A 20,291-nucleotide genomic window follows, 5' to 3' on the forward strand; every position below is an offset into this window, starting at 1 on the left:
CGGCCGTCCGGCCCTGGGATGCCCCGGTCCCCGCCCCTTCTTTTACAGGCGGGCGGACGAACCTCCGGCATCCGTTATTTCGCCGTATTGGACGCGATCAGCGCGGCGTCCCAGACCCCGGAGAAGGGCGGGGAGTAGCACAGATCCATAAATCCCATCTCGTCCACCGTCAGCCCGGCGTAGATGGCGATGGCGTAGTAGTTGGCTCTGGGAACCACGATTCCCTGGCCCCAGGTCTCCGCTCCCAGCACCTTTCTGGTGGCTTTGTCATAGATCAGCTTGATGTTCAGCTTTTCCGTGCCGTAGTAGGAAGCGTAGCTGTTTCCGGTGATGGTGTGGGCCTTGTAGTCCAGGCCGTGGGCCTTCGCCTCCTTCTCGGAAAGCCCCACCTTCGCCGCGTCCATGCCGAACAGGCGCAGGGCTGAGCTGCCGATGAGCTTAAAGGGTTTCGGCTCCACGCCGCCCAGAAGGTCGCCGATGATGCGGCCCTGCTTGTTGGCATTGGTGCCTAAGGGGGCGTAGGTGTACTCACCCGTGATGCCTGAGCGCATGATGCTGCAGTCACCGGCGGCGTACACGTCCGCCACGTTGGTCTCCATCCGCTCATTTACCAGGATGGCGCCGTTTCTCGCCTTCTCCACCGTGTCGATGAAGGAGGTGGCGGGAGCGATGCCGGCGCTGTTGATGAGGATGTCCACCGGGAGCTCCTCCGTCTCATCGCCGTTTTGCAGGATTACGGCGGTCACACGGCCGTTTTCACCCTTTAACTCCGTGACCCGGCAGCCCGTCTTTACGGTCACGCCGTTTTTCTCCATCTCCCCTTCCAGGGCCTCGCTCACTTCCTGGTCAAAGGAGGAGAGGATGTGGTCCGCCAGCTCCACCACAGTCACTTCTTTTCCGTAGCGGCGGCAGGCCTCGGAGACCTCCAGGCCGATAAAGCCGGCTCCCACGATGACCACATGGCGGTTGTTCTCGTCAAACAGCGCCGTTTTCACCCTGGTGCCGTCGGCCACGTCGCGGATCTCGAACAGGTTCTCATAGGCCTGGTCAAAGGGCGGGAAATGGCGCACCGCCGCGCCGCTGCCGATCACCAGCTTGTCATAGCTGTCCGTAAACTCCTCGCCGGTCTTTAAATTTTTCACCAGCACCGTCTTCTTGTCCGTGTCCACCTTGAGCACCTCGTGGTACGTCTTGATGGGGATGCCGCTCTGGGAGAACTCCTCCGCCGTTCTGGCGATTAAGTCTCTGCCCTGCTTGATGTGGTCGGAAATGTAGAAGGGAATGCCGCAGGCTCCATAGGACACCTCGCCGCCCTTCTCGTAGACCATGATCTCCACCTGATCCTTCAGGTTTCGTTTCAGCTTGGAGGCCGCCGACATTCCGGCCGCCACCCCGCCAATGATCACTACCTTCACGTTCTCACCCTTCTTTCTACAATGATCGCATTTGTGATACAACCGGTTACATTGATGAGCGTTCTGGGCACGTCTCCGATGGGGTCAATGGCGATCATGGGGCCAAGGCCGCTTACGGCACCTTCCATTCCCGTTCCCATTACCGCCGCAAACTCCGCCATGGTAGCCGTACCAGGCGCTCCGGTGATTCCGTAGGAGGAGAGTACCACCACGATCACCGCCGCCGCGATGAGCGCAGGCGTAAACTCCGCCCCCGCCATGTGCACCGTAAATACCAGGGCCATAGCCGGAAACAGCGCCGCGCAGCCCTGCATTCCGGAGGAAATGGCATAGGCGGCCACCTCGTCCGTCACCTCGGCGTTTAAGCCCAGGCCCTCGGAGAGGGCTTTCTTCGCCTCCGGCAGGCAGGCGCCGCCGGATCTGGTCTTTAACGCCTTCACCATGGCCTCCTTGCCAGCCCGGAAAAAGGCTGCCGGACCTACCCCAAACACGGCGGCCAATATCAGCTGGATCACCAGCATTGCCGCCGCCGCCAGGGTCAGCACCAGCAGGAATTTCACTACCTGCCACACTGCCCAAGGGCCGGACGCAGCCGCCAGAGCGGTCATAATGGCCGCCGCCCCGGAGGGTTTCCAGGCGATCACCGTCTTGCACACGCTTCCCATGATGGAAAACGCCGCCTCCGTCAGGTCAAAAAACGGTTTCACGGTGTCCATGTACTTTCCGGACATCCGCCTGGCCGCGATTCCCGTCAGGGCACCGGCCACAAACACTGCCACCGTCTTTCCAAGGAGCAGATCCGCCGCCAGATTCACCGGGGCAAGAGCTGCGATGAGCGCCGGCAGGCTTTCCCCTCCTGCCCGCACTGCTCCAAAACAGCCCGTCTGCCCGCCCACGTGGAACCATATGCCAAAAAACAGCCCGATTCCACAGGAGATGGCCAGCATCAGGGTGTTGACCTGCTTTTTCACCTTTACCTCACGGGGCGTCACCTTGTACGCCGGGGTGTGGAGTACCATACGCACCGTGGAAATGAATACCACCGGCCCGATGAGCACCCGAAACAGCCCCAAATACACGGACTGTGCCATGGAAAACCAGTCGGAGGCGCCGCCCACGGCAAGTCCCGCCCGGCCCGCGGCGTATACCGCCAGCCCGAACACCGTACCGCAGCCGCTGCCCACCAGCACCCTGGAGGCAAAGCTCAGTTTTTTCTTCGGCAGATGGTTCATGCCGTAAAGCATGACCAGAAACAGGATCACAGCCCCTGCCGAAACAAGGCTGTTCACCGATAAAAACTGCTGAAACACGATTCCATTCCTCCAATCTTTCAGCATCAACCATTGATCCAGAACCGTTTTTGTACAATTCCCACGAATTGACCTTCCATTCCCGGTTCCTTTCCATTAAATTTTACAATCATTTTTGAAAAATGTCAATCACATTAATAATAATTTATTATCATGATAAAATATGGTAAAATCAGGAAACGCAGTTTCCTGTTAAATAAAAAATCCCGGCAGCACCTTCTGTCCGGAGCCGACTTTGGCTCCGACAAAAAGCGCCGCCGGGACCTGCCCGGCTGACGGTCTGTCAGCTACGTGTTTTTATTTTTTGATATTTTTGAAAGATACCGGTAAATGCTGGCTTCCGAGCAGTACAGATACTGGGCGGCCTCGCCCACGGCCCCTTTCAGCTGGAACAGGCCGCTGTTGTTTAGCCGCTCCACAATGCTCAGACGGTCCTCCTGGGTCAGCCGCTCCCGCACGATGGCCTCGCAGGAACCCATGGTCTCCATCACCGCCCGCTCCAGAAGATCCCGCATCACGTCGTTGGAAAAGGTCTCCACCGTCTTTCCGCAGACCAGACCGTCCTCCTCCTCCGGCAGCAGGTGCATTCCTCCCAGCCGCAGGATGTCCTCGCTCAGCTTTTGATATTTTGTCATATCAATGTTAATGCAGAGCTGGCCCACCAGTTCCCCGTTTTCCCGGATGAAGTAGGTGGAGGAGCGCAGCTTTTTATTGGGCTTTGCCTTGCCTAAGTAATTGACTACGTAGTCCCGTTCCTTCCACTGCTCGCTGGCCAGCACCGACAGCGTAAAGTCCGTGATGGGCGCCCCCACCGTCCTTCCGCTCACGTGGCCGTTGGCGATGGCGATGATGTCGTGATTCGGTTTCCGGCAGTCCCGCAGGACCACCTCTGTGTCCTCTCCCATCACCAGTCCCAGGAAATCCACCAGTTTTTTGTAATAATCCAAAATATCCACAACGATCCCCTTTAAAGTCCCGTGACCTGATTATGATACTCTCTGGATCTCCAGCACCTTATACTGGATGGTGCCTACCTGTGTCTCCACATCCACTACGTCGCCCACGCGTCTTCCGATCAGCGCCTGGCCCACGGGGGACTCGTTGGAAATTTTATTCTGAAGGCTGTTGGCCTCGGTGGAGCCTACGATGTAAAACTCCATCTCCTCGTCCTCATCCATGTCGTTTACCTTTACCTTACAGCCCACGTTGATCTTGTCAAGGTCGATCTCATCCTCAACCACAACCTCGGCGTTCTTTAAGAGTTTCTCCAGCTCCTCGATTCTGGCCTCGATGTCTCTCTGCTCATCCTTGGCAGCATCGTACTCCGCGTTCTCGGACAGGTCCCCCTGCTCTCTCGCCTCTTTGATCTTCTGTGCTACTTCTTTCCGTTTGAATACTTTCAGATTCTGCAGCTCGTCCTCGTATTGTTTCAGACCTGCATAGGTCAAGATGTTCTTCTTCTCAGCCATTTCTTCTGCTTCCTTCCTTACCTTAAATTTCTCACCTGCCGGGCTGTAACCCTATACAGTATACGACAGGCTACCTTCTCGCATTCACAGTATTATAGCTTAAACCATTTCTGATGTCAAGAAGCCGGTGCGCCCAAATCCGGCGGCCTCAGACTTCTCCCGGCGAGAACCTGCCGGGCCGGTCATTTCCGCTCCATGAGGCACTCCAGAAACCGGCCCCGGATCAGCTGTTCTAAGCCGGCGTAGTCCTCCGCCAGGTTCACCTCGTTTCGGAGGGCCGCCGAGTGGGGCAGGCCGGTGGTGTACCAGGCCACGTGCTTGCGCATTTCCCGGATTCCCGGCACCTCGCCCCGCAGCTCCACCTGCATCCTGGCGTGGCGCAGGATGGTCTCGCAGATCTCCTCCGCCCCCGGCCGCGGCAGCAGCTCACCGGTGTCCAGATAGTGGTTGATTTCCTTAAAAATCCAGGGATTTCCCTGGGCGCCTCTGGCCACCATCAGGCCGTCGCAGCCCGTCTCCTCCAGCATCCGCTTGGCGTCCTGGGGGGTGAAAATGTCGCCGTTTCCGATCACCGGGATGGACACCGCCTCCTTTACCCGGCGGATGATGTCCCAGTCCGCCCGGCCGGAGTAATACTGCTCCCTGGTTCTTCCGTGGACGGCGACGGCGGAAACGCCACAGCTCTCCACGATCTTGGCGATCTCCACGGCGTTTACGTGGCCGTCGTCAAAGCCCTTGCGGATCTTTACGGTCACCGGCTTTTTCAGCCGTTTCACCATGGCGGTGAAGATCTCCTCCACCAGTTTCGGGTTTCTCATCAGGGCGGAGCCTTCCCCGTTATTGACCACCTTGGGGACGGGACAGCCCATGTTCACGTCAATGAGGTCGTAGGGCCCGTCCTCGATCCTGGCGGCCATGGCACTCATGATCTCCGGGTCGGAGCCAAAGAGCTGCACCGCCACCGGACGTTCCTCCTGACGCACCTCCAGGAGACTGGCGGTATTCTTATTATTATAGAGGATGGCCTTGGCGCTCACCATCTCCGTGTAGAGAAGGCCGCAGCCCTGTTCCTTGCACAGCAGACGAAATGGCAGGTCGGTCACCCCTGCCATCGGTCCCAGCGCCAGCCGGTTTTCTATTTTCACGTTTCCAATCTGAAATCCCATGGCCTACTCCTCTGCCCCGGCGTCCTCCGGGTCCAGCCCCAGGTAAAACACCTTAAAATAGAGCTCCAAGGACTCCAAAAGCTCCTGCCTCTCCTCGCGGAACTGCTTGATCTTTAAATAGCTGCCGATCTCGTCAATGGTGCCGTCGTACTCGTTGGCCTCCGTCCGGAACTCCAGGCTGCCGTCCGGCGTAAATTCTAACATCAGCACGCCGCCTACCTCCTGGACGAACCACACGCACATGATTTGCAGCTCTTTTTTTACGCTCTCCGGCAGGCCGTTAAACTCGTCGTTGAAATAGTATTTCTGGTTGTAAGCGTTTGCCCCGCAGAGCACCACCTTTTCGTCTCTCAAATTTCTTCCTCCGCTCTGTTTTTTGCATTGGCATTTATTGTAGCATATGCGGGGGGAAAGTTCAACGGGTGGAATCCCTTATTCTGGGGCTTATTCTGGGGCATTCTGAGGCATTCCCCGGCAGCCGGCGGCATTCCCGCCGGCCTGAAACGATCCGGGGCAATCCGCGGCCGGACAACTGGTTCCGTCCGCGGATTGCCCCGCCGGGTTTTCCCCATTCTGTCAGCCGACCACCGCCTGTCTCATCAGTTTCATGGCCAGCTCCTCGATGATCAGTATAACCACCAGGCTGAACACCGAGGCGAGAACATGGCTGCTGACGCCTCCTAAGATAGCCACATAGATGGCCAGGCACATGGCGTTGATCAGGAAGGTAAACACCATTTTTCCCCCCAGGGTCACCGTCAGGCGCCAGAGAAGGGCTTTTCCGAAGGACAGCCCCGCTGCCATCAGCCAGATGGTGGAAAGAATGGTGGTTCCCGCCACCGCCACCAGCCCCATGGCCACGGACAGCGCATAGCCCAGGGCATTTTCCAGGCTGGTCATGATCCACTGGCACAGCCTGGCCGACACCACCGCCAGAAGGGGGGCCGTCACGATTTTTAAAAGGGTGGACTTTATGGTGTAGGACGGCCCCTTCATAAACTTTTCCCGGTTCTCCCAGTCCCCATCCGGCACCTTCAGGAAGATGGCGCTAAGCAGGCCCACCACCGGCCCCTGAATCAAAGCCATCACCGCCAGTTTCAGCAGATCCTTTGTCACGCTGCTTCCGGTGATCAGGGGCACGGAATACTGGTATTTTAAAATCTGGCACACCTTGCCGGTGATCATGCCGGCGAAGGGCAGCGCCCCCATGAGGCCGCCAAAGGCGGCGGAAAGATCCTTGTCCGTCAGGATGGCCGTCCGGAACTCCAACACCAGAGCCACGGCGATGATCACCACCAGAAGCTTGGACACCGCCTTGCCGATCAGGTTTGACATTCTTTTCCCTCCTCATCTCCCACGGGGACGTCTATGGTCTCCTCCGTCTCATAGGTGCGGCCATCCTCTCCCACGTGAAATCTCCTCACGGTCATCTGGACGCAGGGAATCTCCGGGAGCTCCACTCCCTCCGGAAGTTCCATGCCCTCCGGGAGGAGAATTTTCATCGCCGTCCGGGGAGAAACGGGCGGTTCCTGTTTTCCGCCCTCTGTCTCCTCCCGTCTGATTTCTTCGTCTGTCACTGCGCTCCGCCTCCTCTCTGTTCCCACAGCACCTTCAGCCGCAGATACACCGCCCGGGCGTATCTTCTCGGCTGGGGATTGTTCCGGTACTCGGAATACGCCTCGGCGATAAACTCCATCACGTTTTCCTCCGCATATACGGACAGGGTGGAGCCGGCGTCCCCGTTTTGTTTCATCTCGTGATACAAACCATTGATAATCGGGTCGTTTTTGGCCCCGATCAGCCGGTCGATCTCGTGGCCGATTTCATGATCCACTGTGGCTTTCGGGCTCCCGCATCCGATAGGATGGAATCCGGACGCCACGTTTCGCTCGCCTGTGGTCATAAACTTTGTGTAATTTCCGCCAAAGTCCTCATTCAGGCCCACACCGCAGTAGCGCAGGGGGCCGCCGGACGCCTCCCCGGCAGAGCCGGGAAGGACGGCTGCCGGGACCAGAAGGGACCAGCCAAAGCAATTCTTCCACTGATCCAGCCCATGCTTTTTCACAAACTGATCCGCGTTGTACCTGCCGATGGTATCCGCGTCCTCTTTCGAGATTTTCCCATTCCCCGCCTGGTAGACCGTCCGGGCGTAGAGTTTCGCAAGCTCCTCCTTAAACCCCCCGATCTGATGGGCAATGCTGCCGAAATACGTCATATGGAACCCTGGAAAATCCTTCGCCGCCGTCTCTATGGCCTCCAGGGCCTCGGCGGACACCTGGGCATCCAGGTCCGTCAAATCCATCTGCTGCGCTGCTCCCGTCTCGAGCAGCTCCTGGAACCGGCGATGCGCCGCAGCGCCGCTCCCAGGCCCCTTTATCTAATCCAGAGTCCTGAATTTTCTCAGGACCTCCCCGTACCGGTTCAGGCTCTTGCAGACTTCGCCCACCGGTTCCATCGCCTCCATGGTGAGCGCGTACACGCCGCGGACCACCGTTTCCATGTCGTAGTAGCTGTCATCCATGCAGCAGCTCCTCATGACCCGCAGGTTCATCCCCAGATCATTCAGGGCCTCGCGGATCCCTCTCACTTGCCGGATCAGGTCTCTGGAAAGGGCTTCCGCCTCCTCCGGGGAACCCATTACATAATCCACCGCCATTGATACTCTCCTCTCACGCTGTGTTCCTTACAGATTGCGATACCGATCCAGGATTGCCGCGTACTCGTTCAGGCTCTTGCAGACCTCGCTCACCGGCTCCATCGCAGCCATCGTCTCCTTAAACACCGCTTTCACCGTATCCTCCACGTCCTGATAGCCGGCGTCCTGGAACGAACCTCCCAAACTCTTTAAATTCGATTCCATCATGCTGATTTCAGAACAGAGCGCCTGCATCTGTGTTTTCAAATCCCTCGACAGCTCTCTCGCTTCTTCCGGGGAACCGATTACTTTATCAGCCATAAACTCCTCTCCTTTCCCTCTTTACCGCTCCAGTGCCTCCAGCTCCGCCTGCTCTCTTTTGGCATTGGACACCATATCCCGCACCCGCTCTCTGGCTTCCCCGCGGTCCACGATATTCTTCAGCCTCATGGATATTTCATAAACCTTCTGGATATTCCGTTTCGATACCTCGTCCTTCAGGCTGCTCTCTGCTTTGCCGGCATCCGATGCGATTTTTGTGGCAATCCCGCTGACCGAGTCGCAGAACTGGTCAAACTGATTTCCAAATTTGATGATTTCCGGAAAGCCTCTGTTTTGTCCCGATGATGCCATACTCCTTACCTCCTAATTATAATCCAAAAACACCTGTACATTACTCCGTCTTCCCTGCCATCACCTCGTCGGTGAGCTTGTAGGGAAGGAAGTTTCTGGAAAACTTGCCGCCGTCGTAATAAGCTGCCTGGCCTGCCTCCAGGTTTCTGGTCAGGCCCCGTTTTCCGAAGTAGTCCACACTGCTCTCCTCGTCCATCTGGAACCCGATCTTGCAGAGGAAATTTTCCAGTTTCAGGAAACGGGCTTTCTTCAGGGGCAGGAAGGACGGCATAAACAGGAAATGGTGGATTCCTCTTTTCGGTCCCTCTCCCACCAGCTCGGCGATGTCCTCAGTGGCGTTGTAGAGAATATCCTCCTCATCTTCCTCCTCTGTCTCCGGAACCTGCGGCTCCGGGGCCGGGGCCGCGGGAGAATCGTCCCCAAAAAAGGAGGCGAACATACTGTCTAACTCCGACATCATGTTCAGGCTGCTGGCCGGATTCTTTTTCTTCTGGGAACCGGAAATCGCCTTCAAGGATTCCGGTTTCTGCTCCGGGTAGAAGGAGAATTCCAGGGCCATATTGTCCATTCCCAGCCAGAACACCATGATGTTCTGCTTTTTCTGGACTCTCCGGCGGCTGTACATCTCCTGCTGGAGCTCGCACACCGTCCGGCAGATGTCCCCGTAGTCTGTGATCAGCTCCACGTCCTCCTCATTTCCAAGGCGGCGCAGCTGGGTTTCATATTTTAAGAAAATATCATCGTTTTCGTCCGCCAGGATGTAGATCTTCCGCTCCGGCTGGAGACGGAAACTGGCGATGGCGTGGAACAGAACGGAGGCCTGCAGCTCCTCGTCCTCCCCGATGCTGATTAAGTTCTGGCCGAAGTTGCGGCGCAGGCGGATGCAGAAACACCGCTCCAGGTTGGACGGCTTGCCCAGGTGGAGCCAGCTGTTTCCGCCTCTCATATTCTCCCTGTCATAGTCCCGGATCACGTCCCAGTCTGCCGCCACCCGGTTCTTTCCGTCCACGATGATGGGAGCTTCCCCGGCCTGGAAGGTCTCTCTGGCCCTCTGGCACACGTACTCCCTCATCTCGTCTGTGATGTAGACCACCTTCTCGCAGTCCAGGGCCGTCTGGGTGACCTTGTTGCCGTCCGCGTCCACCGACTCGGTGAACCGTTTGATGGTAACTTCGCCCATTCCCATGGGGCGGATGTTGTGCTCCTCGGCAGCGGTAATGGCCAGGGTTTCCCGGATCTCCTGCATCTGGTCGTTGGACATGGCCAGCCTGGTACGGATCTGCATTCGTCCGGCCTCGGTCAGTCCCCTTAGTCCCGTGCTCACCACCTGGTCAGAGAACACGCAGACCATGCCTGCCGCACGGGCCTCTTTTAAGAACTCCTCCAGGATCGTAGTGTAATCCGTCCCCTGGATCTGGTTCGTCATCACGTGGAACTCGTCGATGATGATGACGATGCGGGCCAGGCTGTCCTTGCCGAACTTCTTCTTGTAGTCGGTGATGTTGGCCACGTTTTCCTTTTTAAACAGGGCCAGCCGTCTGTCCAGCTCCTTTTTCATATGGTCCAGGAAAGCGAAGGTAAATTCCTCGCTCCGGTCCAGTCCCACAAACTTCACATGGGGCGGAGTGTTCCTCACATAGGCGGAAAACTCCACCAGCTTGTAGTCCACCAGCCAGAGCTGCACATCCTCCGGGGTGTAGTTCATCACCATGGAGTTGATGAGCATATGAAGGAGGGTGGATTTACCGGAACCGGCACTTCCTGACAGCAGGGCGTTGGCGTAGTACGTATGGGAGCCGAGGTACAGCTCTCCGATCCTGCCACGGGCATTGATGGTAAAGGGAACGGTGATCCACTTGGTGGAGTCCCCCTGGCCAAAGGGAGCATTTAAGTCAAACACCGACTCAAACCGGTTGTCCACGTTCCTGGCGGCGTTTAAGATCTCCATCACGGAGTCCACGTAGGACTGGCGCCGCTCGTACATATCGTTGATGAGAAACGGCCCGCGGATGGTGTCAAAGCTTAACTCCTCCTCGTCCTTTCCGCAGTACACCAGGCCGTAGTCGCTGTTTTTCAAGCCGGCGTCCCGGATGGCCGCCTCAAACTCCGCCTGGTAGGCGCTTCCCATGGTGACAATCACGGAAATGCCGCAGCGGCTGCCGTTTATGAGGAGCTTGCCCAGCCGCTTTTTGCTGCCGTCGTTTAACCCCTCCGGGTAGGCGTCCATGATGAAGAACAGGTGGGGGATCTTCTTTTCTGCCGTCTGGTTGTACTCGGCGGCGGATTCCGTTCCTCCCAGCATCCTGGAAACGGAGTCGATATACCACTCCAGGAAATCCAGGGTTTCCCCGATCTGCTGCTCCGTAGCCGCCATGGTGAGCATCTGGTACCGCTCCTTGAAAAGCTCCGTGCGGATGCCCTCGGCGTAGGTGTCCACAAACTTCTCCAGCCCTCTTAACTCCCCCAGATAGCTGCCTGAATTTTTATAGTCCAGGCAGGTGAACTGGTACTGATACAGGGGGAGGTGGCGGATCACCTGGAAGATGATGGAGCGCACCAGCCCGCTGGCCTTCTGTTTCTCCATGTCGTTGGAGTAGACGATGCCCAGTTTCACCGGGGTCTCCAGATCCAGGATGCAGGGGGCTAAAATCCCCTGGCTGCCCCAGGCCTGATGAAGTCCGGATTTTAAGATCATCTCGTCCTCCGGGCTGTCGGTGATCTCCATGGTCATGTCGCCGATGTAAACCTGGGGCTTGTCCTCCTCCGGCTGGTGGTATTCCTCCCAGCCTGCGCCGAAGGCGCTGGAATAGGCCTCGTACACTCCCCGGTATGTATCTTCATAATCCTGAATGGTCTGCCCCAGGCCCTCTTTCAGATCATCCATACGGGTCTCTGACTCTTTTACCTGATTGTTCGTATAGTCCCGGAGGAAATCCAGACGGTCCATCAGGCTGTTGTATTCATTTAACTGCTTTTCCTTCAGGCCGAAAAACCGTTTCAGCCTGGTGACGATGCTCTCGTCGAACACCTCCTGTTTCAACTGCTGGATCTCCGCCTTCGTCACCGGCTGCTGCCAGGAGCCGCGGATCCGCTCCAGTTTCCTGCCGTACTTGCCGTACACCTGTTTCCAGATGTTCTCCGCCTGTTCGGCCTCCTGCCGCAGGTTCCCACATTCCGTCTGCCGTTCCTCCAGTTCGGAGAGAAATTCTTCCATCTCCTCGATTTTGGAAAGGCTATGCTGAATCCTCATACCCCCCACCTACTTTCTTAAAAAGCTCTTAATGATAATGTAAATCACGAAAATGCCCACCAGGACCGGTAAGACCGCCATCACAAGGCCGATGGCCGTGTACACCAGCATATTGAGCAGCACTCCCAGGATAAACACGGCTGCCACGCCAAGCAGGTAGGCCACGGCTCCGCCCACCGCGATCAGGGCGGTGTTTTCCGACGGCCCCAGAAGTTTCTTATAGGCCGCCGCCAGCACGATGCAGCCGGCCACAACCGGAAACCAGCCGCCAAGCATCGTCCACAGGGCGATGTCCATGCCGCCCGATTCCAGCAGGGCCCCCTCATACAGGGGGAATAACAGCAGCTTGGCAACGATGGAGAGGAGGATGGCCTCCACCACCGGAATCAGGGCTACCACGCCGCTTGGCATCGACACGGTTCTGGACGCCGGCTGCGGATCCTCTGACACTCCCATGTCCACCGGCTCCTCCGCCGTCTCCGCGCTGTAGTCGTAATACAGGAAACCGGCGAACCGGCCGCCCACGTAGAGCATATCCACCGGGGAGTAGGGGAGGCTGCCGCCGCTGCCCTCCAAGGCCATGCGCACTTCCTCCTCTCTCTCCCTGGTGCGAAGCCCGCGGTCGTAGATGCGGGCAAACAGGGTTTCCTCCCTGCCCTTTACGTGGTAATCCTGGCAGCCCGCGTCACTGCGGGCCGCCTTATTTTCAATGGAATATTTTATTTTATTTCTGCCATATGCGATCATACTCTTTCCCTCTAGTTCTTAATACTCGTCCCTGTACTGATCGCTGTAATCCCGTCTGCTTTTCCAGCTCTCAAGCAGGGTAGCCGCTGCCAGGAGCACACACATGAGCAGGCGCATAAGCCATGGAAACAGGCCCAGCTTGTTCATGCCAAACTCCACGCAGAAGGCCGCCAGCAGGCTGCCGATGATAGAAGAAATCAATACGGGCTGGGTATCCAGCACGGACTCGCTGATGTAGGTCTTCAGCCCTGCCAGCAGCACGCCGATCACCAGGACGGCCACAAAGCGGAGGATGGTGTACAGGAAATCAAACTTCACGTCGCTGCGGTAGTCCAGCAGGTTCCGGCTGCTCTCCTGCCTCACCGCCTCCTTCATGGCGTCGTTTAACTGGCTGGCATCGTCCACGCTGATATAGACGCCGCCGGTCTTGCCGGCGATCCGCTCCATCAGATCGTCGTCCGGGTCGCCTAAGCCCACGGTGCTGATGGAGAGATTTGCCTTGGAAAACTTTTTTAATACCCTTCCCAGGCCGATTTTCCCAAACCCGAACAGTCCCATATCCGTGGCGTAGCCGTCGGAGAACAGGATCACTTTGCCGTTTTTGCCGGGATCTATGACTCCGGAATCAATGTCGTCGTAAAGGTCTTCCAGCACCGTGCGGATCGCCGTACCGCCGTAGGGTTCTTCCATCTGGAACTCCGTTCCCTGGGAAACCGGCCCCATATCTCTCACCAGAGTGCTGTCGTTGGCAAAGGTATACACGGCGAAGGGGAAATCCTCCTCCTGGTTCGCCAGCACGCTCTGAATCGCTTCGTACCTGCGGTTCTCCGGGTCGTTTGCCTCCATGGAGCCGGAGCTGTCCATCAGGAAAATATAGGAACCAGGCTCCCGGTTTCTCCCGTTTAGCTGAAGCTCATAGAGGAACTCAAACAGGGCTGCCGCCGCGAACACCGCCAGAAACAGCAACAAGCTGCGCAGCACGATGTCCCGGTAGCCCTGGTTGTAGTGGTACATGAGGGCCACGATCGCCGCGCACCCAATGGCCACAAACACTGCCAGACCGAGGAAATAAAGCCCGATCAGCAGGGGCATGGGAAGGATGTCCTGGAAGGCGTTGTAAAAGATTTCTCCGATGACAAAGTACACGGCTCCCACCAGCACGGTGCCGATGAGCATTCCTTTTGAAACATTCATCCGTCAGTCCTCCCTACGCGTACAGTGTTTTCATCAGCAGGACGATCCTGGCGATCACCAGGACGGCGGACAGCACCGCCATCACAATCAGCAGGGGAACGGAGGCCAGGGCCGTCAGCACCGCCAGGGCCGCGCTGATGGCAGCTCCCACCGCCGTAACAGCGAGAACAGCGCCGCCGCTCTGCTCAAAGAATTCCTTTATGTCCGTCTCCCCAAAGCGGATGTTGAGGGCCAGGGCCGCCACAGCCAGGATTCCCGCCGCCACGGATGCCACGATTCCCAGGATCTGGGAGGACTGGAACGCCACGCGGCAGCCGATGACCACCGGAGGCATCAGGGCCGCGAACATCATCCATTTTTGAACGTAATCCCACAGGCACATCATCCGGTCGTTCGCTCTCATGGGCGGGAAGTACAGCAGGTACACGTTCCTTAAAAGGGCCATTCCTCCCTGTCCGTTCTCCTTTTCAAGAGCCTTTAACTGCTCCTTAAACTTCTCCAAAACCTCCCCGTTTCCGTTTAACAGCCGGGAATCCAGGAATCCGCCGGCGAGGTCCGGGGTATGCAGATACATATTTCTGTCGCTGTCTCTTAAATCCGTGGCTACAGCGTGAAGGTCGAAACCGGACTCTCCCCGGTAGTTGGCAAGCAGATAGCTGTCTAAGGGGACGCCAGGCTTTGCCTTCATGATCTGGCGCAGCTCGTCCACTAAAGCCTTTCTCTTTTTGCTGTCCTGGATCACGCTGCCGGATAAAAACGTCTGCTGAAACGTCTTTAAATCCGGGCTTTCCAACAGCATCCTGCCGCCGTCCACCAGCTTTCTCACCGCGTCGGGAATGGGCATCCCTCTGTCGTAGAGTCCCATCTGCGCGTACTCCTGATCCCGGCTGTACTCAAACTGGGAAACGTCGAAATGGTTCCAGTAATTCTCTTTTAACAGCCGCGAGAAACCGGCCATCCGGTCCGGAAGGGCAGCCCCGGGAATCCTCCCGTACTCCTCATACCGTTTTGTCAGAGCCAGGAGCCCCTCATTTCCGGAAACGGAGGCTGTCTCTTTTTTCAGCAGGCGCCCCAGAATATCGAATATCCTGGCAGCCACATTGGCGTCCAGAGGGCCGTTTTTCTGGCTCACAAACTCCTCGTAGCGGGCCGCGGTGTCCAGATGACGGTCCAGATAGTAGTCGAAATAGTAGGCATTGACAAATTCCGGCCGTTTTTCTTCCAGATACCGTATCAGGTACTCATAGTCCCCGGGCCGCTCCGTCTGGAAATGGTACATGGTTTCGTAGGCCCCTGTATTTCCCGGCAGGCACATATGATCCGCGTAGTAATTGCAGAACATCTGCCGGAACTCCTGGTTCTCCGTCTCCACAAACCTTCTCTGGAGCTTTTTATAAATCTCCGGCCCGGGAAGCTCTTTCCCAATCCTCCAGTACACCCCCAGCAGATCTCCCAGATAGGCGTCCAGCAGGTCGTAACGGTAGGCCTTCACCCCAGCCGCGTCCTTCATCAGAACATCCAGCCGCTCCGGCGTCACGTCACGGCGCACCGCCCCGCAGGCCAGCTCCATGTGGTGAAGGCGGACGGCCTCGTAGTTTCCTCCGTAGGTGATGTCGGAAAATTCCTCCATCTCTGCCAAAAGCTGTTTCCTGGCATCCTCGTCTCCCAGGGAGGTGCAGGCCTGGATAAATCCATAGCCCGGGGCTTCCGGCCCGTATCCCATGCCGGTGTCCAGATCAAAGACATTCTCATGGCCCTCCGCCTTTCTGGAAAAGGTGAGGAAGGCTCCCTGTCTGTCGTAGGAGAACACGGAGAGCTTTAACCGGAACAGGTAGGGAAGTCCGTCATACACCAGGAAGGCGATCTTTTTCGCCAGCTCCTCAAAGTTCTTCTGCTCGGTCTTTTCCGAGCACACGCATACGTTTCCGCCCACAGCGGACAGGGCCGCGTACACCCTCTCCATCAGGCGGCGGTAGCCCTCCTGATCCAGTCCCAGGGAGGCGAGTACCTCGTATTTATCCATGGGCTCCGCGGGCAGTTCTTCCAGGAGCGGCAGCTCCCGTTTGCCCTCGTAATTTTTGTCAAACAGCTCCGCGGGGAACCCGACTGCCCGCCACGGCTCCTTCACCAGCTCCTTAAAATCCTCCGCCCGGAGCACATACCCGTGGACGAAGGAAACGCCGCGGGTATCCGTGTCGTCACCGATGTTTTTGCTGATATAGTTTACATGGGACAGAAATACGTAGCGCTCCTGGATCTGGATGTCCCACACCTCCGGCGGCATCTCGGCGCCCGTTCTGGCGGACACCAGGTTTGACGCCAGTTTCTCAAAGATATTCACCGCAAGCTGGGGAGTGCCCTTCGTCCCTCCTGACACCTGCCAGCCCGCCCCGATGCCCTGACGGCCCAGGCGGGTGTATTGCAACTGATATATATTCATACCGCTCCCTCCGTTCCTTACGTGTTATTGGCGGCTCTTACGATACCGAACTGGTTCATCAGCCATAAGAACGGCTCCTCAATGCGCAGAGGCATGGGATGGGATACGGGAATTCCCAGCTTTACGATCTCTCCATTCATTTCCACTTCCTCCGTTCTCGTGCCGCAGTTTAAGGCGGAGAACGCGAAGAACCCATACCGGCTGAAACAGTTTTCCAGCAGCACCATCAGCGCGCTGCCCTCCGGGGTATCTCTCAGGAAGCGTTTCACCTCTCCCATCACATTCCGGTACTGTTTCATATCGAAGGCCCGGTTCTGGGGATCATACTGAATGTCCCGGAAAATATTGGAATTGGGGTTCACCAGGCTGCTGCCCTGGAGCTTATCGCTCTTGGAAAGGGCCAGGGCCAGGGGGATATTGGTCTTTCCGCCCACATTCTGGGAACTTAAGAACGCGTTGAACATGGCCTGAAGCACAGCCTTTGGCTTCGCGATATTGTCGTCCATGTCCTCTCTCACCCGGCTGAACTGATCCGGATCCAGGATCATGATGATGCCGTCCGCATTTTTGATAAAGGGGCCGAATTTCTCCATTCCCTCGGCGACCACGCAGTTCTCACCGGCCACATCGTAAAACACCAGGGTGTGGCGCTGCCCGTTGTTTAAAATCACGTAGAACAGCGGCTCGCTGAGGGCTCCCGGCGTATTGCCCTGAGGCAGCGGCACGTCCTTTTTCACCGGATAGTCGTGGATAAATTTCTCGTCCGCCTCCGTCATGGACACGGTGCTTAAGCCCACATTTGTCATGATCGTATCCATATTCCTCATGAGCTGGGATAAGTACACCGTCTTTCCGGAGGAGGTGATCCCCACGGTGGCGATAAAGTGCACGGGATACTTTCCGTAGCCTACGGGCAGCGGATTGTGGCAGTGGGGGCAGATGCGGATTCTGGACGTCTCTCCAAACACGTCCTCCACGCTGTCCACAAAGCCTTCCATATCCATCTTGAAACCGCCGTTCATCATCCGGCCGTCCTTGTTGGTGATCACCGGATAATTGGCGTACTTCCAGTTCGGCTTGTTGGCGTAGCGGTTCCAGAAGTTCTGGTACAGGCTGTCCTTCTGCTCCGTAAAGAGCTGCTCCAGGGACTTGTCCACAGTCTCGCTGCTCTCCTCCTGTTTCTGGGCCCCGGAAAAGAAGTCAAACGCTTCCTCCTCCTCGTCCGCCAGGAAATCGTCCAGCATATTTTCCCCGGACTCCCCGGCCTTCAGGGTCATGGCCTTAAAGTGCACGTCCTTGTGGCTGAACTCTTTAAAGCAGTAGGGGCATTTGATTTTGTCATAATTGATCTTGGCAGGGGCGGAGTTTGGCTGGTTTTTGGAGCCGCTCTTTGACCCCCCTGAAAATAAACCAAAAAGTCCCATTATCTATCATCCTTCCTCAACTTTTATCATGTAAAACTGTCTGTATTTTTCCGTCACCAGAAGGGACAGGCTCTCTCCCTTCGGCATGAGCACCGCCAGTTCCTTTCCCAGACAATTCCCTGCGATGGGGAAGGCGTGCCGGCTAAAGGACGGCTTGCAGGCGATCATCCCGTCCACGTAGCCGGGGATCTTGTCAATCCGCAGGCAGCCGGTGGTCCGATTGGAAAAGAGCGGGGTTTTATAGCGGATCGCTCCCATAACCGCCACCGGCACCGCCGTGCGGTTTTCCTTCTCCCTCGCCTGATAGACCGCAAAGGCGTCCCCCTCCATCTCGCAGCAGTAGACTGCCACCTGATAGGGGGTCTGGTTCTTCACCTTCTGGCGGCTGATGGAGTAACGGCCCCGGTTGGCCATGAACTCCTGCTCTTTTACAAGGAAAAGCTGCAGATTCCGCTCCTCCACCCATTTCGTGGTCATCAGCTCCTGCCCCCGGTCCTTTAGCACCGGGATGATGTCCGTTTCCAGATCCATCTCCTCGATCCCGGCCATAACGGCCACCAGGAAAAAGCCGGCGTTTACGAACTTCCAGGAGAATACGTGCTCCATGGGAGCCGCCGTCCTGGCCAGGTTCTGGATCGTATGTCCCTCAAAATCTTTCTTTATCTCAATGATCACTGCATTTCACCTGCCATTTCTATGAGATCACAGTAGCCGTTCATGGGATCCAAATCGTAGATCGCGATCTTCTCGATGCAGTCCTTCCGGTTTAAGTGGAAAAGGGAATATTCCACGGATCCGCTCAGGCGTTTCGCGTACTCCGCGTCCTTGTTCACCAGATAGTAGGTGCCCCGGATGTGGTTGGCGTAGGTGAACCGGTTCCAGTGGAGACGGCCGTTTCCTTCGATCTCCTTCTCCAGCTCATTGGTGTCGGTGAGCTCCCGCTCCTCGTCGCTGACGTTGGCCAGGCGCTGCTCTCTCTCCTCCTCGAAGGACAGGCTGTACACCTCGTTCTCCCGGATGAGCTGGGAGAACAGCCCTCTCACCGCCTCCGCCATGGCCTCCTGGCTGTAGCCTAAGCGGAACACCTGACGGAGCTCTTTTTCCGCGTTCTTCTTCACGAATGTTTCCGCGATGTTGCGGTAATACCGCTCGATGGTCTTCTTCTCCATCCGGTCGTCCATGTCCTCCTGACGGACCTCCGAGAGCAGTTTCTCATAGTCCGCGGAAAGCCGCTCCGCCTCTCTTAAGACCTGTCTCAGATAATCGGCCAAAAGGCTTCTCATCCCCTCGTAGAAGACCTTTTTTACCTTATCTTCCGCCTCAAAGCACATCCGCTCCTCCAGGGAATCGCTCCCCCGTCTGGGAGACACCGACTCCAGCTCCTCCACAGAGCGGATCACATCTCCGTCCTTCAGGCCGTAAATGGCGTCAAAATATCCCAGTTTCTCGCCCCATGCCGCCCGGATCTGCTTGACGCAGGTCTCCTGGAATACCGGGTCCGCCATCTTTTTCGCCACCGGCTCCTCAAAGGCCGACTGGTAAAAGAGCTCCCAGTTTCCTCCTGTCCTGGCGTTTAAGACGTTCCAGTTTATGTTTTTGTCCCTGTGGACATCCTTTGCGTCCTTCTCTGACAGATAGGGGAGACCTTCCAGCTCGTCCGCCCTGGGAAGAATCACGGCGATCTCGTTTCGGAAGATTTCCTCCAGGCAGTTTATCCGGCCGGGCTGGATGCCGAGGCGTTTCTTTAAATCGTCCGTGTAGGCAAAGTTTCTGGTGGGATCCGGCCCGAAGACCAGCTCTCCCTGGTCCTCCAGTGCCTCCATCACTCCTAAGAGGGAGACGATGGCGATGTTGCGGATCTGCTTTTCCACCAGGGCGTAGGCCGCCGTCTTAATACAGTCGTTCTGGTAAACGGCCTGGATCTTTTCCTGCCTGCCGCCCGCCCCCCGGTTGCCGCCCAAGAGGATGATATTGGCCACCAGGCGGTAGTTTAACCGCAGCCGTTCTCCCTTTAACATGGTGCCGTTTTTTAAATAGTTGCTGAGCAGGTATACCGTCCCCAGCTCCTCCCTCGTCGTCTCCCGGTGCTCCGTAATATAGGAGAGAAGCCGCCGGGTGGCCAGCTTCTTCTCCTTGTCACTCTCATCCATCATGAGATAGAGAGTCTTTAATACGGAATAGCTGTGGGAGCGGTTCAGTTCCAGCATCAGGCGGTAATACGTCTCTCCGTCCTCATCCTCCCCGCAGAGGATGAATTCAAATTTTACCCGGTTTTTATCCTCAAACACATAGTCCTCTGTGGCCAGCATCTCCACCACCGCCTGTTCCAGAAAACGCTCCGGGTCGCTGCCCTCGCCCTTTCCGTCCAGGTCCCGGCAGAGAAAGCCGTCCCCGTCCTTGACGATGCTTAAGTATTTTAAGAACTTGGAGTTGTTCCAGTTGTCCTCCAGGGTGTCCCGCACGGCGGAAACGAAGGGCTGGGTTTTCTCACCAAAAAATACCAGGATGACGGGATACAGGGCCCGGTTGCTCCCTGTATCCACTTTCTGTTCCACCTTCAGAAGCCTTGTGCAGTCCTCTACCAGTTCTCTTCCGTTCACGCTCCGTT

The 20,291-nt window shown here is 57.0% G+C and carries 19 protein-coding genes; all 19 read right to left on the reverse strand.

Annotated features, from left to right (window positions below; translation table 11 throughout):
* Positions 1-74: 74 nt before the first annotated feature.
* Positions 75-1,415 carry a CoA-disulfide reductase gene (locus tag B5E84_RS02105; protein WP_087218513.1) on the reverse strand — a complete coding sequence of 447 codons (1,341 nt, stop codon included), beginning with the start codon at positions 1,413-1,415 and terminating at the stop codon, positions 75-77.
* On the reverse strand, positions 1,412-2,725 hold the full coding sequence (locus B5E84_RS02110; protein ID WP_242963223.1) for a cation:dicarboxylate symporter family transporter: 1,314 nt from the start codon (positions 2,723-2,725) through the stop codon (positions 1,412-1,414). The genes B5E84_RS02105 and B5E84_RS02110 overlap by 4 nt, the downstream gene beginning before the upstream one ends.
* A 287-nt stretch (positions 2,726-3,012) precedes the next feature.
* Positions 3,013-3,681, reverse strand: coding sequence for a helix-turn-helix transcriptional regulator (locus B5E84_RS02115; RefSeq protein ID WP_242963225.1), 669 nt, complete (start codon positions 3,679-3,681; stop codon positions 3,013-3,015).
* Between the two features lie 30 nt (positions 3,682-3,711).
* A complete protein-coding gene (gene greA / locus B5E84_RS02120; RefSeq protein WP_087218519.1) occupies positions 3,712-4,194 on the reverse strand; it encodes a transcription elongation factor GreA in 483 nt (160 codons plus the stop codon).
* 182 nt (positions 4,195-4,376) lie between these two features.
* Complete coding sequence (gene dusB, locus B5E84_RS02125; protein ID WP_087218522.1) at positions 4,377-5,360, reverse strand: tRNA dihydrouridine synthase DusB; 984 nt, start codon at positions 5,358-5,360, stop codon at positions 4,377-4,379.
* A gap of 3 nt (positions 5,361-5,363) precedes the next feature.
* A complete protein-coding gene (locus B5E84_RS02130) occupies positions 5,364-5,714 on the reverse strand; it encodes a DUF6145 family protein (protein ID WP_087218525.1) in 351 nt (116 codons plus the stop codon).
* Between the two features lie 222 nt (positions 5,715-5,936).
* A complete protein-coding gene (locus B5E84_RS02140; RefSeq protein ID WP_087218531.1) occupies positions 5,937-6,695 on the reverse strand; it encodes a hypothetical protein in 759 nt (252 codons plus the stop codon).
* Entirely contained in the window at positions 6,683-6,937 is a 255-nt protein-coding gene (locus tag B5E84_RS02145; RefSeq protein ID WP_087218534.1) for a hypothetical protein, read from the reverse strand. Before B5E84_RS02145 ends, B5E84_RS02140 begins: the two co-directional genes overlap by 13 nt.
* On the reverse strand, positions 6,934-7,662 hold the full coding sequence (locus tag B5E84_RS02150; RefSeq protein ID WP_087218537.1) for a hypothetical protein: 729 nt from the start codon (positions 7,660-7,662) through the stop codon (positions 6,934-6,936). Before B5E84_RS02150 ends, B5E84_RS02145 begins: the two co-directional genes overlap by 4 nt.
* Positions 7,663-7,737: 75 nt before the next feature.
* Positions 7,738-8,016: a hypothetical protein gene (locus B5E84_RS02155; protein WP_087218539.1), complete on the reverse strand. Its 279-nt coding sequence runs from the start codon at positions 8,014-8,016 to the stop codon at positions 7,738-7,740.
* A 27-nt stretch (positions 8,017-8,043) separates the two neighbouring features.
* Positions 8,044-8,316 carry a hypothetical protein gene (locus B5E84_RS02160; RefSeq protein ID WP_087218541.1) on the reverse strand — a complete coding sequence of 91 codons (273 nt, stop codon included), beginning with the start codon at positions 8,314-8,316 and terminating at the stop codon, positions 8,044-8,046.
* Positions 8,317-8,337: 21 nt separating this feature from the next.
* On the reverse strand, positions 8,338-8,628 hold the full coding sequence (locus tag B5E84_RS02165; protein WP_087218546.1) for a hypothetical protein: 291 nt from the start codon (positions 8,626-8,628) through the stop codon (positions 8,338-8,340).
* 40 nt (positions 8,629-8,668) lie between these two features.
* A complete protein-coding gene (locus tag B5E84_RS02170) occupies positions 8,669-11,878 on the reverse strand; it encodes an FtsK/SpoIIIE domain-containing protein (protein ID WP_087218549.1) in 3,210 nt (1,069 codons plus the stop codon).
* Between the two features lie 9 nt (positions 11,879-11,887).
* Positions 11,888-12,625, reverse strand: coding sequence for a hypothetical protein (locus B5E84_RS02175; RefSeq protein ID WP_087218552.1), 738 nt, complete (start codon positions 12,623-12,625; stop codon positions 11,888-11,890).
* 18 nt (positions 12,626-12,643) lie between these two features.
* Positions 12,644-13,819: a VWA domain-containing protein gene (locus tag B5E84_RS02180; protein ID WP_087218555.1), complete on the reverse strand. Its 1,176-nt coding sequence runs from the start codon at positions 13,817-13,819 to the stop codon at positions 12,644-12,646.
* Positions 13,820-13,832: 13 nt separating this feature from the next.
* Positions 13,833-16,259: an enolase-like domain-containing protein gene (locus B5E84_RS02185; protein WP_087218558.1), complete on the reverse strand. Its 2,427-nt coding sequence runs from the start codon at positions 16,257-16,259 to the stop codon at positions 13,833-13,835.
* Between the two features lie 17 nt (positions 16,260-16,276).
* Entirely contained in the window at positions 16,277-17,683 is a 1,407-nt protein-coding gene (locus B5E84_RS02190; RefSeq protein WP_087218561.1) for a TRAFAC clade GTPase domain-containing protein, read from the reverse strand.
* 6 nt (positions 17,684-17,689) lie between these two features.
* A complete protein-coding gene (locus tag B5E84_RS02195; RefSeq protein ID WP_087218564.1) occupies positions 17,690-18,358 on the reverse strand; it encodes a hypothetical protein in 669 nt (222 codons plus the stop codon).
* On the reverse strand, positions 18,355-20,283 hold the full coding sequence (locus B5E84_RS02200; protein ID WP_087218568.1) for a hypothetical protein: 1,929 nt from the start codon (positions 20,281-20,283) through the stop codon (positions 18,355-18,357). Before B5E84_RS02200 ends, B5E84_RS02195 begins: the two co-directional genes overlap by 4 nt.
* Positions 20,284-20,291 lie beyond the last annotated feature (8 nt).

Origin of the sequence: Lachnoclostridium sp. An14, assembly GCF_002160755.1 — a bacterium.
Classification (GTDB): domain Bacteria; phylum Bacillota; class Clostridia; order Lachnospirales; family Lachnospiraceae; genus Lachnoclostridium_A.

Coding starts and splice junctions, on each gene's coding strand:
- greA (WP_087218519.1), bottom strand. CDS start 4,194: ATGGCTGAGAAGAAGAACATCTTGACCTATGCAGGTCTGAAACAATAC.
- dusB (WP_087218522.1), bottom strand. CDS start 5,360: ATGGGATTTCAGATTGGAAACGTGAAAATAGAAAACCGGCTGGCGCTG.
- B5E84_RS02140 (WP_087218531.1), bottom strand. CDS start 6,695: ATGTCAAACCTGATCGGCAAGGCGGTGTCCAAGCTTCTGGTGGTGATC.
- B5E84_RS02150 (WP_087218537.1), bottom strand. CDS start 7,662: ATGGATTTGACGGACCTGGATGCCCAGGTGTCCGCCGAGGCCCTGGAG.
- B5E84_RS02155 (WP_087218539.1), bottom strand. CDS start 8,016: ATGGCGGTGGATTATGTAATGGGTTCCCCGGAGGAGGCGGAAGCCCTT.
- B5E84_RS02160 (WP_087218541.1), bottom strand. CDS start 8,316: ATGGCTGATAAAGTAATCGGTTCCCCGGAAGAAGCGAGAGAGCTGTCG.
- B5E84_RS02165 (WP_087218546.1), bottom strand. CDS start 8,628: ATGGCATCATCGGGACAAAACAGAGGCTTTCCGGAAATCATCAAATTT.
- B5E84_RS02170 (WP_087218549.1), bottom strand. CDS start 11,878: ATGAGGATTCAGCATAGCCTTTCCAAAATCGAGGAGATGGAAGAATTT.
- B5E84_RS02175 (WP_087218552.1), bottom strand. CDS start 12,625: ATGATCGCATATGGCAGAAATAAAATAAAATATTCCATTGAAAATAAG.
- B5E84_RS02180 (WP_087218555.1), bottom strand. CDS start 13,819: ATGAATGTTTCAAAAGGAATGCTCATCGGCACCGTGCTGGTGGGAGCC.
- B5E84_RS02185 (WP_087218558.1), bottom strand. CDS start 16,259: ATGAATATATATCAGTTGCAATACACCCGCCTGGGCCGTCAGGGCATC.
- B5E84_RS02190 (WP_087218561.1), bottom strand. CDS start 17,683: ATGGGACTTTTTGGTTTATTTTCAGGGGGGTCAAAGAGCGGCTCCAAA.